The following is a 16,701-nucleotide window of genomic DNA, read 5'->3' on the forward strand; positions in this document are numbered from 1 at the left end:
GCCGCTCGATGAGCGGCTTTTTTGTGTCTGAACTTAAGTAATACCAATCTATGATTAGTTATATTGATGCGGGGATGGTGGTAAACTAGCGGGAACTATTTAATTAAGGAATACGAGTTTGGCGCAACTTTATTTTTATTACTCAGCCATGAACGCGGGTAAATCGACCTCTTTATTACAGTCTTCTTATAACTATCGCGAACGCGGTATGAATACCTTAGTGATGACAGCATCCATCGATGACAGATATGGAGTGGGTAAAGTCGCATCAAGAATTGGTATTGAAACCGACGCGCAAGTATTTGGTAGTGGCGATAATCTGGCGACTATGATCGGTAATGTTCACCAAGAACAGCGCATGCACTGCATACTAATTGATGAAGCTCAGTTTCTAAGTAAAGAGCAGGTTAAGCAGCTCACGTATGTGGTGGATGTTTTAGATATTCCAGTGCTGTGCTATGGCCTTAAAACCGACTTTCAGGGTGAGCTCTTTACAGGTAGTCAATATTTGTTGGCTTGGTCGGATAAACTCGTTGAGCTTAAAACCATCTGTCACTGTGGTCGAAAGGCCAATATGGTGGTGCGTCTAGATGGTAATGGCAAACCGATGCGAGAAGGTGAACAGGTCGCGATTGGTGGCAATGAAAGCTACGAGTCAGTTTGCCGTAAGCACTTCCGCGAATTCTTGTGGGACTAAGTTGTGCGATTAAGGCGGCAGGGCTAGCCTAAAGCGTGGATATTAATGTCGAATAAAGAGAGCACTGAGGGCTAACGTACCTTGGTGCTTTTTTATATCACATCAAGCATGACTAATTTAATTGAGACAGTAAATGTCTCACCTCATCACGTGTGTGATCAATCGCCTTCACCATGTTCATGGCACTTGTTTCAGAGCCACTGAGCGCTTGCCAGTTCTCTTGCCACTGCATTTTCAGTGCATTAGCTGATGTAGAAACCTCTGGTTCAGCTATCATGCTTAAGTCGGCAATCAGATTGACCTTTATCCAGCCTTTTCTTGGGTTGCCTTCAATCGTATTTTGGTCGTAGTGTGCGGCATAGACAATGGCTTCAAGCTCAGAAAGTTGTAGCAGTAACTCGAAACTAGCCGAGCGCATATTGCTGTTGTATTCGGTGATCTCCATGCGCCAGACGTTATAACTAAAGCCTACCAAGGCGAAAACCATACTAAAGACAGCCGTTATTTGAAAAACGGTGATTGGCTGGTCTCCTCTAATACTAAATCTCATCGTATCTCCTTTTGTTCATTTCTCTACTTTTGCTATTAATTATCTTAGACCGTAAAAATTGAATAATAAATTCAAGTTATTCGGTCTATTTTTAATATGAGGTAATTAAATATGAACGAGAGAAGAGAATGATGAAACTGTTGAAAAGTGTGTTGCTGTTGATCCTATTAAATGGAACAAGCCAAGCGATGGAAATGTTAAACATGGCTCCCGACTTTAGCCTACCGGATCCTCAAGGGAAGGTGCACACTTTAGCTGAGTATAAAGGTAAGCCGCTCATTCTGCATTTTTGGGCAACCTGGTGTCCTTACTGTAAGAAACTTCAGCCGGGGCTAGACAGTATTGCTAAGGACTATAAAGATGCTGATCTGCAAGTGCTGGGTATTAGCTTTAATGAAGATGATGGAGCGATGCCTGGTGAGATGCTGAAAAAACGTGGTATACACTTTCCAACCTTAATTAATGGCGAGAGTGTAGCAAAAAGCTATGGGGTTCCGGGGACACCAACGACAGTATTTATTAACCGAGCTGGAGAGATTGTCTGGGTCACTAATATCTCAGATCCTAATGACCCCAGTTTAAATGCAGCGGCTGAATTTATTTTAAAAAATTAGCAGTTGTTGGTAAGGGCTGAATAGATATGATCTGATATCAAATCACTATTTTCAATATGGCACTTGAAGGTGCCAGCCCTTATTTCTGATACTTTATTTTTGAACTTTATGGGAATAATAGAAAACTTGCTGATGGAATCAAACAGAAAATCATCGTCAGATAAACCCATCGCGGTACGATAGTTGTCTTCGATAATCGGAAAGCCGCCATGCGCCAGTGGGTAGCCCTTAAGTACAAATAAGCGAGTGCCTGAAACATCGACAAAGTAGTGACCAATATTGATATCCCAATTTGGATGTCCGTTGCAATCACTGCTGCAGTCGTCCTTATCAGCAATTCCAATCATTTGTGTCTTAGCGTGCACTATCTGGTTCATCGATGCTATAGAGCCAGCAACCTCTTGTAAACTGGATGCTTGAGCCTCACTGGACAGTGAGAGGAATTTGGACGTGGCAGTGACGCTTAATATGCCCAAAATGATGATGACAATGACTAATTCAATTAAGGTAAAACCTTGCTGATTCTTATTTAATTTCACAATTCAACCATGTTAATTACAAATGATGCGCGCACGGTACAGTTGGCATGAAGGCTAAACAAGCTAGCTTTGATAAAATGAGAGGTCTGAATAAATTTTGTTTGAGTTGTATCTGTTATGTTTTTGATGTGTGTCCTTGCTCAGTGTTTCATTGTTAATGGCTCGCGATTTTCTCTATGAAAATGTTATATTAAAAACGCCCATCAAGATGAGTCTTGTGGGCGTTTGTTTATTTAGAAAAAATTAATGTAGATCGATTTGAGATTAAAAGCGCATCTCAGGTACATAGTCAGGGACAATCAATGTACCGGCTGTCTTAGATACAATTTCCTCAACACTAACTCCAGGCGCACGTTCAAGTAAGTGGAACGCGCCGTCTTTAATCTCCATAAAGGCCAAGTCGGTCAGTACACGTTTGATGCAACCAAAGCCGGTTAATGGCAGTTCGCATTTAGTCAGGAGTTTAGAGTTACCTTTCTTGTCTGCATGCATCATGGTGACGATAATATTATCAGCACCAGCGACCAAATCCATTGCGCCGCCCATGCCTTTAATCAGCTTGCCGGGAATCATCCAAGAGGCGATAGAGCCTTGCTCATCCACTTCAAAGGCACCTAGTACGGTTAGGTCTACATGTCCACCGCGGATCATGGCAAAGCTTTCTGCCGATGAGAAAAATGATGCACCGGGGACGGCTGTGACGGTTTGCTTACCTGCGTTAATGAGATCGGCATCTATGGTCTCTTCAGTTGGGAACTCTCCCATGCCTAATAAACCATTTTCAGATTGCAGCATCACTTCAATCCCTTGAGGGATGTAGTTTGCTACGAGCGTTGGAATGCCGATGCCAAGGTTGACGTAATAGCCATCTCTAAGTTCTTGGGCTACACGTTGTGCGAGTTGTTCTCTTGATAATGCCATGATGTTTGCCTCCCTTATGCAGATGCTTTTACGGTGCGTTGTTCGATACGTTTCTCGAACGTTCCTTGGATCACGCGGTTGACGTAGATCCCAGGTGTGTGGATATGATCTGGGTCTAACTCACCGGGTTCTACAATATGCTCAGCTTCCACGACCGTAATCTTACCGGCGGTCGCCATCATAGGGTTAAAGTTAGCGGCGGTTTTACGGAACACCAAATTGCCCATGGTGTCAGCTTTCCAAGCGCGGACTAAAGCAAAGTCTGCTGTTAAAGCTGGCTCTAGTACATAGTGACGCCCGTCTATTTCACGGGTTTCTTTACCGTCAGCAACGGGGGTGCCGTAGCCTGTTGCGGTGAAAAATGCGGGAATACCCGCACCGCCAGCTCGAATTTTTTCAGCCAGTGTTCCTTGAGGGGTCAAGATGACATTTAATACGCCAGAGAGCATCTGCTGCTCAAACGTGGCATTCTCACCCACATAAGAGGCGATCATGGTATCGATTTGACGGGTTTTTAGCAGCAGTCCGAGACCAAAGTCATCAACACCTGCATTATTAGAGATAGCGGTCAGTCCTGTTACACCGGTTTTGACCATCTGACCGATAAGGCCTTCAGGAATACCACAAAGACCAAATCCGCCCACCATGACGGTCATATCATTGCTTAGGCCTGCGAGCGCCTCTTCATAACTTCCAACGACTTTATTGAGTCCTGCCATTATTCTTATCTCCGTTGACAATAATCATTTATGTGATCATTTCAGTATTCGTTTGGTATTAAGCACTCGCTAATGAGCAGCCAAGAGCGCGACTCTTTATCTGCTGATGGCTATTTTTTTACCCGCTGATGGCTCTAGCCACTTTTGAACCTGTGGTTCTGCCTAAGGCTTGGCTTATTCTGTTACCTGCTTGTGCAAGTAACTGTAAATCGATACCTGTCTCTATTCCTAATCCGTGCAGCATATAAACGAGATCTTCCGTCGCTAAATTCCCTGATGCACCTTTGGCATAAGGACAACCACCGAGTCCCGCAACCGATGAATCTATCACACTGACGCCAGTTTCTAAGCAGGCTAGAATATTGGCCAGCGCTTGCCCATAGGTGTCATGAAAGTGCAGGGCGAGTTTATCGACAGGGACTTTTTCTGCCACGGTCTCAAGCATTCTACGGGCATTATCTGGGGTGCCAATACCTATGGTGTCTCCAAGCGAAATTTCATAGCAGCCCATTTTGTAAAGGATTTCAGACACTCGTGCTACTTCGCTAACGGCGATATCGCCCTCGTAGGGACAACCCAGTACGCAAGACACATAACCTCTAACAGGAATGTTGGCGGCGATAGCGCGCTCCATCACTGGGGCGAAGCGTTCAATGGACTCCTCTATCGAGCAGTTAATATTACGCTGGCTGAAGCTCTGGGATGCGGCGCCAAAGATGGCAACTTCTTCTGCTCCTGCGTCAAGTGCGAGTTCCAGCCCCTTTAAATTTGGCGTCAGAGCGCTATAGGTTACATCGCTTTGACGTGCAATGTTGCGCAGTACCTCACCTGAATCTGCCATCTGAGGCACCCATTTAGGTGACACAAAGCTTGCAGCTTCAATGCGTTTGATGCCCGCTTTGGCTAATGCTTCAATTAAGATAATCTTATCTTGGGTGGTGACGGGGTTTTCATTTTGCAGGCCATCACGGGCGCCAACCTCAAAAATACTTACCGATTTTGGCGTCATCTTTATGCCTCTTTTTCATCAGCAGGTGTAACATCGACTAACAGAGCGCCGTCTGATACTAACTCACCAATGTCGAAGTAAAACGCACTGACAGTACCATCAAAAGGAGATTCTATGGTGTACTCCATTTTCATGGCTTCCATCACCATCAGACCTTGGCCTGCGACAACATTGTCGCCCACATTGACTAAGTGAGTCACCACAGTGCCATTCATCGGCGCTTTAAGTTTGTCGGCTAAACACTCCTCTTCCTCAGTCAACTCTGTTTGAATTGCACGGAAATGGTAGCTGGTGGAGCTGATAAACAACGTAAAGTCATCACCGACATGGCTTACTGGGATCTTAAATTTATGGGCTTGGCTCTTATGGGTAAGCGCCTTGTCACTCTTGTCTGTCTGGTTGAGTGATATCTCGGCGTGCAACACTTCACCCATAAGTTCACCGCTGAGCGTATAGAAGTTATCGTTAATCTGCAGTTGGAAAATTGATTTACCGCCAACGGATGTTTCAATCAAATCTAAGTGTTGTAGCTCATGATTATCATCGAGCAACGCCACTTGATGTTGACTGGCGCTGTTGAGCCTAAATCCACTGACAGAGCCCCAAGGGGAATATGGGTCATTACTGTTAATAGCGCAGACTTTTGCAGCCTCTTTACGGGCGCAGACTTGATACAGAGCAGCGAGAGCCAGTGCGGTTTGTTGCTCTTTGGCAACACTGCCACTCAGCCCTCGACCAATGAGGGCATCGCCATAGCGTTCGATGAAATCGGTACTGAAGTTAGCATCGCGAAATGCTTGGTGCTCGGCAATATTAGCCAGAAATTCAATATTGTGTTTGAGTCCACTGATTTGATACGACTCAAGTGAATGCACTAGACGTTGCAGCGCTCTTGGGCGTGACTCATCCCAGACAATCAGTTTAGAGATCATCGGGTCATAAAAGTTACTAATCACATCGTTTTCACGAATGCCCGAATCGATTCTTACATGGCTATTTTGCTCAGGCTCACGCAGGAAGTTGAGTTTACCGCTAGCGGGGAGAAACTCATTTTGTGGATCTTCGGCGTAAATACGTACTTCAAATGAGTGGCCGTGTATCCGCACTTCACTTTGCGTCAGTGGTAGTTGGTGGCCACTGGCGACCATTAACTGCCATTTCACTAAGTCTTGTCCTGTGACCATTTCAGTCACTGGGTGCTCAACTTGAAGACGGGTGTTCATCTCCATAAAGTAGAAACTGTTGTCGGTGTCGAGCAAGAACTCGACGGTGCCAGCACCTTGATAGTCGATAGCCTTTGCCGCAGCGACGGCTGCTTCACCCATTTTAACTCTTAACTCATCACTTAATCCCGGTGCTGGGGCTTCTTCAACCACTTTTTGGTGACGTCGCTGAATTGAGCAATCTCTGTCAGAAAGGTAAATACAGTGTCCGTAATTATCGGCAAAGACTTGCACTTCTACGTGACGAGGTTGACGCAGATAGCGCTCCATCAGGAGTTTGTCGTTACCAAAAGAGGAGGTGGCTTCACGTCTCGCAGAATGGATAGCGTCGAGTACTTCGCCTTGATTTTCCACGATACGCATCCCTTTACCACCACCGCCATAGGCCGCTTTGATAAGGAGAGGGAAGCCCATCTTTTTGGCTTCGTTAACTAACAGTTCATCGTCTTGCTCATCGCCATGGTAACCAGGAACCAGCGGTACTTTTGCCGCGCCCATGATCTCTTTTGCGGCACTTTTACTGCCCATGGAGTCGATGGCATCGGCTGTGGGTCCAACAAAAGCAATGCCTGCTTGTTCACACAAACGCGCAAAATCGGCGTTTTCTGACAAGAAACCGTAACCAGGGTGAATAGCTTGTGCACCCGCTTGTTTAGCAATATCGACAATTAACTCGCCCTTAAGGTAGGAGTCTGCTGGTGCGCTGCCGCCAAGATAGAAGGATTCATCAGCCATGGCCACATTACGGGCATCGATGTCGGCGTCAGAGTACAAGGCGACGGTACGTATTCCCATTGCTTTGGCTGTTTTTATGATTCGACAAGCGATTTCACCTCGGTTGGCAATCAACAATTTCTTAATGAGGAAAGTGTTACCTGTGGTGTTACTTTTTGATGATGCGACCATGTTATTGAGCTCCTTGCGCCGTGTCAGTGTCTGTTTTCCAGTCGGGGCTACGTTTTTCAAAGAAGGCATTCAAGCCTTCTTGGCCTTCGGCTGACACGCGAATGCGAGCAATACGCTCGCTGGTATAATCTAATGTGTTTTGATCTATCACCCCGTTTTCTAGAGTCGATAGCAAAGTTTTGGCCCAAGCCATGCCTTGAGGGCTATTAGCGAGTAAAGCGTCGATAATCGGTGCAGCTTGCGCATCAAGATCATCATCTATCTCATGGATCACGTTGAGTGACTTAGCTTGTTCAACCTTAAAGCGCTCGGCGGTGAGCATATAACGGCGAGCTGCTCGCTGCCCCATCGCTCGGGTGACATAGGGACTAATCACTGCCGGAATGAGGCCTAGTTTGACTTCACTTAAACAAAAGCTGGCACGGGTGTTAGCAATGGCGATATCGCAGCAGCAGATAAGGCCCAATGCACCACCAAAGGCCGCGCCTTGAACAAGTGCAATCGTCGGTTTAGGGAACTTGTCTAGGTTTGACATCAACTTAGCCAGCTCATTGGCATCAGCAAGATTCTGCTCGAAATCCATCTTAGCTTGATTGCGCATCCAGTTAAGATCGGCGCCAGCACTGAAGTTTTTGCCATTGGCCCTAAGGACTAATACTTGGCACTCATCATTGTCGGCAAAGTGGGCGAGGGATTGCAGCATTTCGCTTATCATCACTTCATCGAAGGCATTGTGTTTATCGGCTCGGTCGAGGATCAGCTCTCCGACTCCCTTATTTAGGGTGCAATTCACAAAATGTAGCGTGTTCGAAAATTCACTTGTCATGGCTAGGTTATCCATTATCTATTAGCCCAGAAAATATCTGTTCAGGTCTGTGTGCAGGTAAGGGACGAGCCCTTACATGCGGAACACACCGAACTTGGTCTCTTCTATCGGTGCATTAAGTGCAGCCGACAGGGCTAATCCAACCACGTCGCGAGTTTGGGCGGGGTCAATAATACCGTCATCCCACAAGCGGGCACTGGCGTGATATGGATGACCCTCTTTGTCGTATTGTTCGACGATAGGGGCACGGAACTTTTGCTCCTCATCATCGGACCATTCGACGCCTTTACGGGCGAGTCCATCACGGCGAACGGTGGCTAATACACCTGCAGCTTGTTCACCCCCCATGACGGAAATACGCGCATTTGGCCACATCCACATCATGGTTGGTTCAAATGCGCGGCCACACATGCCATAGTTACCAGCGCCATAACTGCCACCGATAATGACGGTAAACTTAGGGACATTTGCGCAAGAAACAGCAGTCACCATCTTGGCGCCATGTTTCGCAATGCCTTCATGCTCATATTTCTTGCCGACCATGAAGCCAGTGATATTTTGCAAGAAGAGCAATGGGATTTTTCGTTGGCAACAAAGCTCGATAAAGTGAGCGCCTTTTTGGGCAGACTCAGAGAAAAGAATGCCATTGTTGGCAACGATGCCGACTGGGTAACCGTGGATACGGGCAAAGCCGCACACTAACGTTGGGCCGTAGCCAGCTTTAAACTCATCAAAGTCTGAGTCATCGACCACTCGTGCAATGACCTCTTTAACATCATATGGTTTTTTAAGATCGGTCCCTACAATGCCGTAAAGTTCGTTGATGTCGAACTTAGGTGGCTTAACTGGACTAAGTTGAGACTCGATGGTTTTTTGATGATTGAGTCGAGTCACAGCTTTACGAGCAAGTTCCAAAGCATGATCATCGCTTTGGGCGAGATGATCAGCAACACCGGATATTTTAGTGTGAACTTCAGCGCCACCAAGCTCCTCTGCTGTCACTTCTTCACCGGTAGCAGCTTTAACTAATGGCGGGCCAGCGAGGAAGATGGTGCCTTGTTCTTTGACGATAATCGACTCATCGGCCATGGCGGGCACATATGCGCCACCTGCGGTACAAAGTCCCATCACCACGGCGATTTGCGGGATCCCTTTGGCTGACATCTGCGCTTGGTTATAGAAGATACGGCCGAAATGGTCACGGTCTGGAAAGACTTCATCTTGACGAGGCAGGTTAGCGCCACCAGAGTCGACTAAGTAGATGCAGGGAAGATGACAGCGACTTGCTATATCCTGTGCTCGAAGGTGTTTTTTGACGGTAACAGGATAGTAAGTGCCACCTTTAACCGTGGCGTCGTTGGCGATAATCATGCACTCAACGCCACTGACTCGACCGATACCTGCAATGATGCCTGCTGCGGGAACCAAGTCTTCATAAAGCTCATAGGCTGCAAATTGAGATAACTCAAGGAAGGGGGAGCCTGGATCCAGTAACTTTTCAACACGCTGGCGAGGCAGGAGTTTTCCTCGGGAAAGATGACGTTCGCGGGCAACGTCACCGCCGCCTTGTTCAATGATGTTAATTTTGCATTTTAGATCATGAACAAGGTTGACCATGTCGTCATGTTTAGCCTTGAATTCATCACTACGAGTGTTAATACGGCTGCTAAGTTGAGTCACGATTTCAATCCTTTTGAAGCTGAAAGCATAGGGGGGATGAGAACGAATACTGGGCAAGGCAGTAGTTTCAACCGCTTTGCCCACATGGGCTTACTTAGATTCGTTAAACAGCTCACGGCCAATCAACATGCGGCGGATCTCTGAAGTTCCTGCGCCGATTTCATAGAGCTTGGCATCACGTAAAAGTCGACCTGTTGCGTACTCATTGACGTAACCGTTACCGCCTAATAGCTGAATGGCATCGAGGGCCATTTTAGTGGCTAGCTCAGCAGAATAGAGGATGGCACCAGCTGCATCTTTACGTGTGGCTTCGCCGCGGTCGCAAGATTTCGCTACATTGTAGATATAGGATTTAGCCGCATTCATGCCGGTGTACATATCGGCAAGCTTGCCTTGAACTAGCTGAAACTGGCCGATGGATTTTCCAAACTGCTCACGTTCGTGAATGTAAGGAATAACAATATCCATACAGGCGGTCATGATCCCAAGGGGTCCACCTGAGAGGACTACGCGTTCGTAATCAAGACCACTCATTAACACTTTTACACCGTTATTGAGGCCGCCAAGGATGTTCTCCTCCGGTACTTCACAATCTTCGAATACTAGCTCGCAGGTGTTAGAACCACGCATACCGAGTTTGTCTAGTTTCTGTGCGGTGCTAAATCCTTTCGAGTCTCGTTCGACGATGAAGGCTGTGATGCCATGGGCACCTTTATCAAGATCGGTTTTGGCGTAGATGACATAAGTGTGTGCATCAGGACCGTTAGTGATCCACATTTTATTGCCGTTAAGGATATAGCGGTCGCCCTCTTTACGGGCATGAAGTTTCATGGAAACTACATCGGAACCAGCATTAGGTTCACTCATCGCCAACGCACCGATGTGCTCACCAGTGACGAGCTTTGGCAGGTATTTGGCTTTTTGTGCAGCGTTACCGTTACGGTTAATCTGGTTGACACATAAATTAGAGTGAGCGCCGTAGCTTAAGCCGATTGACGCTGATGCTCGTGAGATCTCTTCCATTGCCACAACATGGGCTAAATATCCCATATCAGCGCCACCATACTCTTCTGAAACCGTGACACCTAGCAGTCCCATATCACCTAGCACTGGCCAAAGTTCATTGGGGAAGGCGTTGTCGAGGTCGGTTTTTGCTGCTATTGGTGCAATTTCATTGGCTGCGAAACTTTGAACTGCATCGCGGAGCATATCGACATCTTCGCCCAGGCCAAAGTTGAGTGATGAGTAGAGTTGAGTCATGGCTAGTGTCCTATCAATTTAATTCAGATATTTATTATTATAATTATGTTTTTGCGGTGTTTTTAATGTGAGCTTAACAAGCGCCTTATTCGGTACTGTTTTCTAATGCTGCTCGGCACTGCTGTTCTGCAGAGTTAAGCTCCATTAATACCACTTTGATATCATCCATCTGCTGCAGTGAAACCTTCTTATCTTCGACAAGCTCAAGCATCGTATGCAGCTGTGATACGCTGTTTTTATCAGCATCATAAAGCTCAAATAAACGACGGGTTTCAGCAAGTGAAAATCCGAGACGTTTACCGCGTAAAATCAGTTTTAGACGGACCCTATCTTTTAGGATATAAATCCGAGTTTGCCCACGACGCTTAGGTTTCAACAGGCCTTGGTCTTCGTAAAAACGAATACTTCGGGTTGTAATATCAAACTCTTTAGACAGATCGCTAATTGAGTAAGTTGTCTGTGTGATCTGTTTATCACTCATTAAAAACACCATAATATTTAACTTTTAATTACCTTACATGAAGTTTACGTTAACGTAAAGTTGGTGATTAAGTGTTAACTGATTTTGTTGCCGTCTTCTCAGTATTTTATGGAAAGTAAATTTTCCAGTTTATCGATATAGAAACAGTTCATTATCCACCCTAATCATAAGGTCTAATGGGAATGATCTGCCTGTGAGCCTAATGTGATTAACTTAAGGTTAAGCACATTCATTCAGTTTTATGTTCTGGGGAGAGGGTAATGAAGAGCGGAAATCATGGGTTACATCAACAGATGCACACAGCCTCAATAGCGCAGCCAGAGCAATTTTGGGCTGATGCAGCAGAAGCGTTAAGTTGGGATAAGCCTTGGGATCGCGTCCTCGATGATCGTCATATACCACTTTATGCTTGGTTTTCTGGTGGTGAACTCAATACGTGTTATAACGCGGTGGACAGGCACGTCGAGAATGGCCGAGGCGATCAGGTCGCCATTCAATATGTCAGCCCTGTGACTGACACTGAATATGGCATCACCTATACAGAGCTACAAGCTCAAGTCAGTAGACTGGCTGGTTATATGGACTCTGTTGGAGTAAAAAAAGGCGATCGCGTCATTATCTATATGCCGATGGTGCCAGAAACGGCTTATGCCATGTTGGCGTGTGCGCGCATTGGTGCCATTCACTCAGTGGTGTTTGGTGGTTTTGCTGGTAACGAACTGGCAAGTCGAATTGATGATGCTAAACCTAAGCTTATTTTGTCAGCTTCCTGTGGCATTGAGCCTTCAGGCGTGGTGGCTTATAAGCCGCTGCTAGATGATGCTATTGCTCAATCAAGCCATAAAGTTGAGCAATGTATTATCCTCAATCGCAGTCAACACTATGCAGAACTGAGCCCTGAGCGTGATGTCGACTGGCAAAGTGTGGTTGCCGCTGCGCCAGATATTGCATGTCAAAACGTTAAGGCGACAGACCCTCTTTATATTCTCTATACCTCAGGAACAACGGGGCAGCCAAAAGGTGTGGTGCGCGATAATGGCGGCCACGCGGTGTCACTTGCCTGGTCGATGAAGCATATCTACAACATTGAAGCGGGAGATACTTTCTGGGCCGCGTCGGATGTGGGCTGGGTTGTTGGGCATTCCTATATTGTCTATGGGCCTTTGTTGGCGGGAGCGACCACAATTATGTTTGAAGGTAAGCCAGTTGGCACGCCAGATCCGGGCATTTTTTGGCGCACGATTGCCAAGTACCAAGTCAAGAGCTTCTTTACTGCCCCTACTGCGATACGAGCCATAAAGCGCGATGATCCCGATGGGGATTTTATTAAAGATGTCGACTTATCTTGCCTTCAAACGCTGTTTTTAGCAGGTGAGCGTTGCGATCCCGACACCTTGCATTGGGCTGAGCAATACTTAGGAAAACCCGTTATCGATCATTGGTGGCAAACAGAAACCGGTTGGCCTGTTGCGGCTAACTTAATGGGAACGGCCCCTGTTACAGTGAAAGCAGGATCGCCAGCACTGCCTGTGCCGGGTTATCAAGTGGAGGTTGTCGATGAGATGGGGGATATCGTTGAAGCGAATACCTCGGGTAATGTGGTGATCAAGTTGCCGCTGCCTCCGGGAACATTAACGACCCTATGGCAAAATGAGCAGAGATACCTAGACAGTTACTTATCTATGTATCCGGGTTATTACCTTTCGGGCGATGCAGGTTATATGGATGAAGACGGGTATCTGTATATAATGAGTCGTATCGATGACATCATTAATGTGGCAGGCCACCGACTCTCTACTGGACGTTTTGAGGAGGTTTTGTGTCAGCATGAAGCCGTTGCAGAAGTGGCGGTGATAGGCGTTGATGACAAGCTTAAAGGTCAAGTTCCTTTGGGGTTAGTGGTGCTTAAAAAAGGGGTAACCTTGAGTGATGAAGCGCTGTACAAGGAGTTAATCAATTTAGTACGCGAAAATATTGGCCCCGTGGCTTCATTTAGATTGGTCAGTGTGGTGCAAAAGTTGCCTAAGACTCGATCAGGCAAAATTTTACGCGGTACAATGCGCAAAATTGCTGATAATCAAGAATACAAAATGCCAGCAACCATTGAAGACCCACAGACATTAGAACTCGTGCGTAATGCGTTAACGCGTATGGGGTACGCCGATGCGTTGGTGGTCAAGAATCAATAGCCAGTCATGCGTAATCTGAGTAATTTGAGAGAGTGGATTTACCCGAAAGGCAGTAATCGAAATTTGGGTATTTTCGAGCATTTAATCATGAGCCTTGATAGACGACGTTGTTAACTTCAGAACGCAATTTGGCATATTTTGTAAACTAATCAGGCAAATCCTAGTAATTTACTTACCAAAGTATGTATAATCTTGCACAAATAATACCTATCGTCTATGCCCCAATGTAGGGTTCTCACGTATATAGAGAAGGCTAATAACACTTAATTCTTTGGGAATTAAGTGTTAACACGCCAATAATCGATAGGGTATGTCATCTTCTGTCACCTGCGGAAAAGATATCAATGGAAAACCACACCAAATTATATGATGTCGGCGTTATAGGCCTTGGCGTCATGGGGAAAAACCTCGCCTTAAATATTGCCGATAATCAATATCACGTCGCTGCTTTCGACCTAGACAACGTCAAAGTTCAAGGCGTACTCGAACAAGAACAATCTGATAGAGTCAACAGCAAGCAAGCAGATCAGCCTTTGCGTGTTCATGGCTGTAATAATATTTCTGAACTGTTATCTAGTCTCGATAAGCCTCGTATTATTGTGCTATCGGTTCCTGCTGGTGCGCCAGTTGACGGGGTATGCAGCACGTTAATCGAAGCCGGTATCGAGCAAAATGATATTGTCATCGATACGGGCAACAGTTTATGGACCGATACGGTTGAGCGTGAAGCGCGTTACGCCGATAAGTTTACCTTTTTTAGTTCTGCTGTTTCTGGTGGAGAAATGGGCGCGCGTTTCGGGCCTTCATTGATGCCAAGTGGAAATATAAAGGCTTGGGATAGAATCAAACCTATCTGGGAAGCGATAGCGGCCAAAGTCGATGCAGATACAGGTTTGCCGATTGAGCGTCAAGAGCCGGGTAATCCGGTCACTGAAGGCGAGCCTTGCACCACCTATATTGGTCCTGCTGGCGCCGGACATTATGTCAAAATGGTGCATAACGGCATCGAATATGCCGATATGCAGCTCATCTGTGAAGCCTACCAGTTACTGAGCGACGGCTTTCAGATGTCAGCCAATGAGATTGCCGATCTATTTGAACGATGGAATCAAGGTAGCCTGAACAGCTATTTGATGGAGATCAGCGCTGAGGTGTTAAGGCAAGCGGATCCGATTTCAGGTAAACCTTTGGTTGAAATGATTTTGGATAAAGCGGGCCAAAAGGGCACAGGTCTTTGGACTGCTGTGAGCAGTTTGCAGATAGGCTGTCCGGCACCAACGATTGCTGAAGCCGTGTACGCACGTGCTGTAAGCACACAAAAAACGCAAAGAGTGGCATTGAGCCAGCTTCTTAGCGGTCCTGCTGCTGTAAAGCCAAGCGATGAAGAGCGACACACCTTTATTGTTCAGCTGGAAAGTGCGCTTTACTGCGCTAAAATTGCCAGTTACGCCCAAGGTTTTCAGTTGATGGCGATGACAGCGAAAGAGCGAAATTGGACGTTGGACTTTGCTGAAATAGCGAAAATTTGGCGTGCGGGCTGTATCATCCGCGCCACCTTCCTGCAATCAATCACTCAAGCCTATCAAGCCGCAGCGACGACAGGTATCGAGCTAGAGAACTTGCTGATGGCTGAGACATTCAGTCAGGCATTATCGTTAAAGCAACTCGACTGGCGTAAAGCGGTATCGACAGCGGTACTGAAAGGGATCCCAGCACCTTGTATTGGTTCTGCTTTAGCCTATTACGACAGCTATCGCTGTGAGACCTTACCTGCAAACTTGCTTCAAGGTCAGCGTGACTACTTTGGTGCTCATACTTTTGAGCGTACCGACAAACCAGCGGGTGAGAAATACCACTTGAACTGGAGCGATGCGAAAAGAGAGATAAACAAAGTTTAACGATTGTTATCGCTTATCTTACTAAAGCCGAACTTATGTTCGGCTTTTTTGTGGGCTACATTTCACCAAAAAGAAAGGACTCATGACTTTCTAGCCAAAGTGGGTATTTAGCCATGGCTTTCGAGAAAAGTGGACTGTCGAGGTGAGCTTTCAGCCAGCTTTGCAGTTTGGGGTAGGGAGCTTGTAAGTACCATTGACGATCAACTTTGGCAAACTGACGAACAAAAGGGATAAGCGCGTAATCAGCTAGGCTGAGGGTGTCACCCATGATGAAGGTGTGTTGGTTTAGTTTCACTTCTAATTGTGCAATGAAGGCTTCGCATTGCGTTCGGTCATGGATCTCTGAGTCTTTATGGTAACGTTTTGCACTCTTGTACTGCTCTAATAGCGGTTTAAATACTTTGTCATTGTATTGAATGAGTTCGAGAATTTGAGCTAATATTTCTGGCGATTGTGGGTAGAGCAGAGATTGAGGATCATTTTTGTTAAGCGCCCAAAGCATAATATCCAAGCTTTCATCAATTACTTCAGTCGTGTCGCCATCTTCAATGATTAACACTGGTACTGTGCCTTTGGGGGAAATTTGTAGCATGGCTTCGGGTTTTTCTTTCATTACGATGGCCCGCAACATGACGCTTTGTTCTGCCAGCAATATTGCCATTCGTGCTCGCATGGCATAGGGGCAATGTTGCAGTGAGTAAAGTATTGGAAGGGGCATCAGTGCTCTCGTAGGCTGTGGTGTGTTTAGTAGAGATAAAGCGAATATGTCGGCTTTATCTCTACGGTATTTATGGGGTATACCAATCAGTATAAAGATTTGATCGCTCAGCGAGAATTTAGCGGTCCTGAGGCAAGGTAATTAATTGCTCCTGCATTAATGACATTCACCACATCCATGTGGCTTGCAACGAGTGAAGAGCATAGTTATTCTACGGTTTAGCTCGTTAACACAGGATCAGAACCGCTAAAACTCGCCTGTAAGGAGTGTTTTTGTCTGCCTATTTCTGCGTTGAATAAACTCACAAGGGAGCAACCATTATGTCATCCATTCGCCTTGAATTAGTTTGTCAAAAAACACTCTGAGTCTGAGGGATCCCCTCGAATTTAATAGCATGCTTGTGGCTCCAGAATTAAGCCTTGTAGTGTTTTAATGGCTGTTCGCCAATGCGACCTCAGTAGCTTCAATTTC

At 46.1% G+C, this 16,701-nt stretch carries 15 protein-coding genes; 4 read left to right on the forward strand and 11 right to left on the reverse strand.

The genetic code is table 11. The features are described 5' to 3' along the window. Window positions 1-118: 118 nt before the first annotated feature. Complete coding sequence (locus FN961_RS23815) at window positions 119-697, forward strand: thymidine kinase (RefSeq protein ID WP_144042641.1); 579 nt, start codon at window positions 119-121, stop codon at window positions 695-697. 112 nt (window positions 698-809) lie between these two features. Here FN961_RS23815 and FN961_RS23820 read toward each other — a convergent pair whose 3' ends face one another. Next, window positions 810-1,247, reverse strand: coding sequence for a hypothetical protein (locus tag FN961_RS23820; protein WP_144042642.1), 438 nt, complete (start codon window positions 1,245-1,247; stop codon window positions 810-812). A gap of 128 nt (window positions 1,248-1,375) precedes the next feature. On the opposite strand from FN961_RS23820, the gene FN961_RS23825 reads away from it, so the two are divergent. Then, on the forward strand, window positions 1,376-1,861 hold the full coding sequence (locus tag FN961_RS23825) for a peroxiredoxin family protein (RefSeq protein ID WP_229814800.1): 486 nt from the start codon (window positions 1,376-1,378) through the stop codon (window positions 1,859-1,861). Here FN961_RS23825 and FN961_RS23830 read toward each other — a convergent pair. The 9 genes from FN961_RS23830 to FN961_RS23870 all read right to left on the reverse strand — a co-directional run bounded on the left by FN961_RS23830 (window position 1,858) and on the right by FN961_RS23870 (window position 11,425). Then, window positions 1,858-2,400, reverse strand: a complete 543-nt coding sequence (locus FN961_RS23830) for a prepilin-type N-terminal cleavage/methylation domain-containing protein (protein ID WP_144042643.1) — start codon at window positions 2,398-2,400, stop codon at window positions 1,858-1,860. The two genes, FN961_RS23825 and FN961_RS23830, sit on opposite strands and share 4 nt — an antisense overlap. A 264-nt stretch (window positions 2,401-2,664) precedes the next feature. Beyond that, window positions 2,665-3,321 carry a CoA transferase subunit B gene (locus FN961_RS23835; protein ID WP_144042644.1) on the reverse strand — a complete coding sequence of 219 codons (657 nt, stop codon included), beginning with the start codon at window positions 3,319-3,321 and terminating at the stop codon, window positions 2,665-2,667. 14 nt (window positions 3,322-3,335) lie between these two features. Continuing rightward, window positions 3,336-4,040, reverse strand: coding sequence for a CoA transferase subunit A (locus tag FN961_RS23840; protein ID WP_144042645.1), 705 nt, complete (start codon window positions 4,038-4,040; stop codon window positions 3,336-3,338). 118 nt (window positions 4,041-4,158) lie between these two features. Continuing rightward, entirely contained in the window at window positions 4,159-5,049 is an 891-nt protein-coding gene (locus tag FN961_RS23845) for a hydroxymethylglutaryl-CoA lyase (protein WP_144042646.1), read from the reverse strand. A gap of 2 nt (window positions 5,050-5,051) precedes the next feature. Further along, window positions 5,052-7,178 (reverse strand): acetyl/propionyl/methylcrotonyl-CoA carboxylase subunit alpha, encoded by a 2,127-nt coding sequence (locus FN961_RS23850; RefSeq protein ID WP_144042647.1) that lies wholly within the window; start codon window positions 7,176-7,178, stop codon window positions 5,052-5,054. A 1-nt stretch (window position 7,179) separates the two neighbouring features. Then, a complete protein-coding gene (locus FN961_RS23855) occupies window positions 7,180-8,004 on the reverse strand; it encodes an enoyl-CoA hydratase-related protein (protein ID WP_144042648.1) in 825 nt (274 codons plus the stop codon). A gap of 72 nt (window positions 8,005-8,076) precedes the next feature. Continuing rightward, complete coding sequence (locus FN961_RS23860) at window positions 8,077-9,684, reverse strand: carboxyl transferase domain-containing protein (RefSeq protein WP_144042649.1); 1,608 nt, start codon at window positions 9,682-9,684, stop codon at window positions 8,077-8,079. Window positions 9,685-9,774: 90 nt separating this feature from the next. Then, the gene (locus FN961_RS23865; protein WP_144042650.1) at window positions 9,775-10,944 is read right to left on the reverse strand and encodes an isovaleryl-CoA dehydrogenase; all 1,170 of its coding nucleotides are present in this window, start codon (window positions 10,942-10,944) and stop codon (window positions 9,775-9,777) included. Window positions 10,945-11,029: 85 nt separating this feature from the next. Continuing rightward, window positions 11,030-11,425 (reverse strand): MerR family transcriptional regulator, encoded by a 396-nt coding sequence (locus FN961_RS23870; RefSeq protein ID WP_144042651.1) that lies wholly within the window; start codon window positions 11,423-11,425, stop codon window positions 11,030-11,032. Window positions 11,426-11,685: 260 nt separating this feature from the next. Between FN961_RS23870 and FN961_RS23875 the strand changes: the two genes are divergently transcribed. Together FN961_RS23875 and gndA are read left to right on the forward strand one after the other, a co-directional pair. Then, window positions 11,686-13,614 carry a propionyl-CoA synthetase gene (locus FN961_RS23875; RefSeq protein ID WP_144042652.1) on the forward strand — a complete coding sequence of 643 codons (1,929 nt, stop codon included), beginning with the start codon at window positions 11,686-11,688 and terminating at the stop codon, window positions 13,612-13,614. Window positions 13,615-13,958: 344 nt separating this feature from the next. Then, the gene (gene gndA / locus FN961_RS23880; RefSeq protein ID WP_144042653.1) at window positions 13,959-15,512 is read left to right on the forward strand and encodes an NADP-dependent phosphogluconate dehydrogenase; all 1,554 of its coding nucleotides are present in this window, start codon (window positions 13,959-13,961) and stop codon (window positions 15,510-15,512) included. 55 nt (window positions 15,513-15,567) lie between these two features. On the opposite strand, the gene FN961_RS23885 is transcribed toward gndA, so the two are convergent. After that, a complete protein-coding gene (locus FN961_RS23885; protein WP_144042654.1) occupies window positions 15,568-16,230 on the reverse strand; it encodes a glutathione S-transferase in 663 nt (220 codons plus the stop codon). Window positions 16,231-16,701: the final 471 nt, after the last annotated feature.

This window comes from Shewanella hanedai, from assembly GCF_007197645.1.
In the GTDB taxonomy this organism is placed as follows: Bacteria; Pseudomonadota; Gammaproteobacteria; order Enterobacterales; family Shewanellaceae; genus Shewanella; species Shewanella hanedai.

Bases quoted from the DNA above. Each gene is read 5' to 3' on its own strand.
- FN961_RS23885 (WP_144042654.1), bottom strand. From the start codon at position 16,230: ATGCCCCTTCCAATACTTTACTCACTGCAACATTGCCCCTATGCCATG.
- FN961_RS23870 (WP_144042651.1), bottom strand. From the start codon at position 11,425: ATGAGTGATAAACAGATCACACAGACAACTTACTCAATTAGCGATCTG.
- FN961_RS23820 (WP_144042642.1), bottom strand. From the start codon at position 1,247: ATGAGATTTAGTATTAGAGGAGACCAGCCAATCACCGTTTTTCAAATA.
- FN961_RS23875 (WP_144042652.1), top strand. From the start codon at position 11,686: ATGAAGAGCGGAAATCATGGGTTACATCAACAGATGCACACAGCCTCA.
- FN961_RS23840 (WP_144042645.1), bottom strand. From the start codon at position 4,040: ATGGCAGGACTCAATAAAGTCGTTGGAAGTTATGAAGAGGCGCTCGCA.
- FN961_RS23850 (WP_144042647.1), bottom strand. From the start codon at position 7,178: ATGGTCGCATCATCAAAAAGTAACACCACAGGTAACACTTTCCTCATT.
- gndA (WP_144042653.1), top strand. From the start codon at position 13,959: ATGGAAAACCACACCAAATTATATGATGTCGGCGTTATAGGCCTTGGC.
- FN961_RS23825 (WP_229814800.1), top strand. From the start codon at position 1,376: ATGATGAAACTGTTGAAAAGTGTGTTGCTGTTGATCCTATTAAATGGA.
- FN961_RS23855 (WP_144042648.1), bottom strand. From the start codon at position 8,004: ATGACAAGTGAATTTTCGAACACGCTACATTTTGTGAATTGCACCCTA.
- FN961_RS23865 (WP_144042650.1), bottom strand. From the start codon at position 10,944: ATGACTCAACTCTACTCATCACTCAACTTTGGCCTGGGCGAAGATGTC.
- FN961_RS23835 (WP_144042644.1), bottom strand. From the start codon at position 3,321: ATGGCATTATCAAGAGAACAACTCGCACAACGTGTAGCCCAAGAACTT.
- FN961_RS23845 (WP_144042646.1), bottom strand. From the start codon at position 5,049: ATGACGCCAAAATCGGTAAGTATTTTTGAGGTTGGCGCCCGTGATGGC.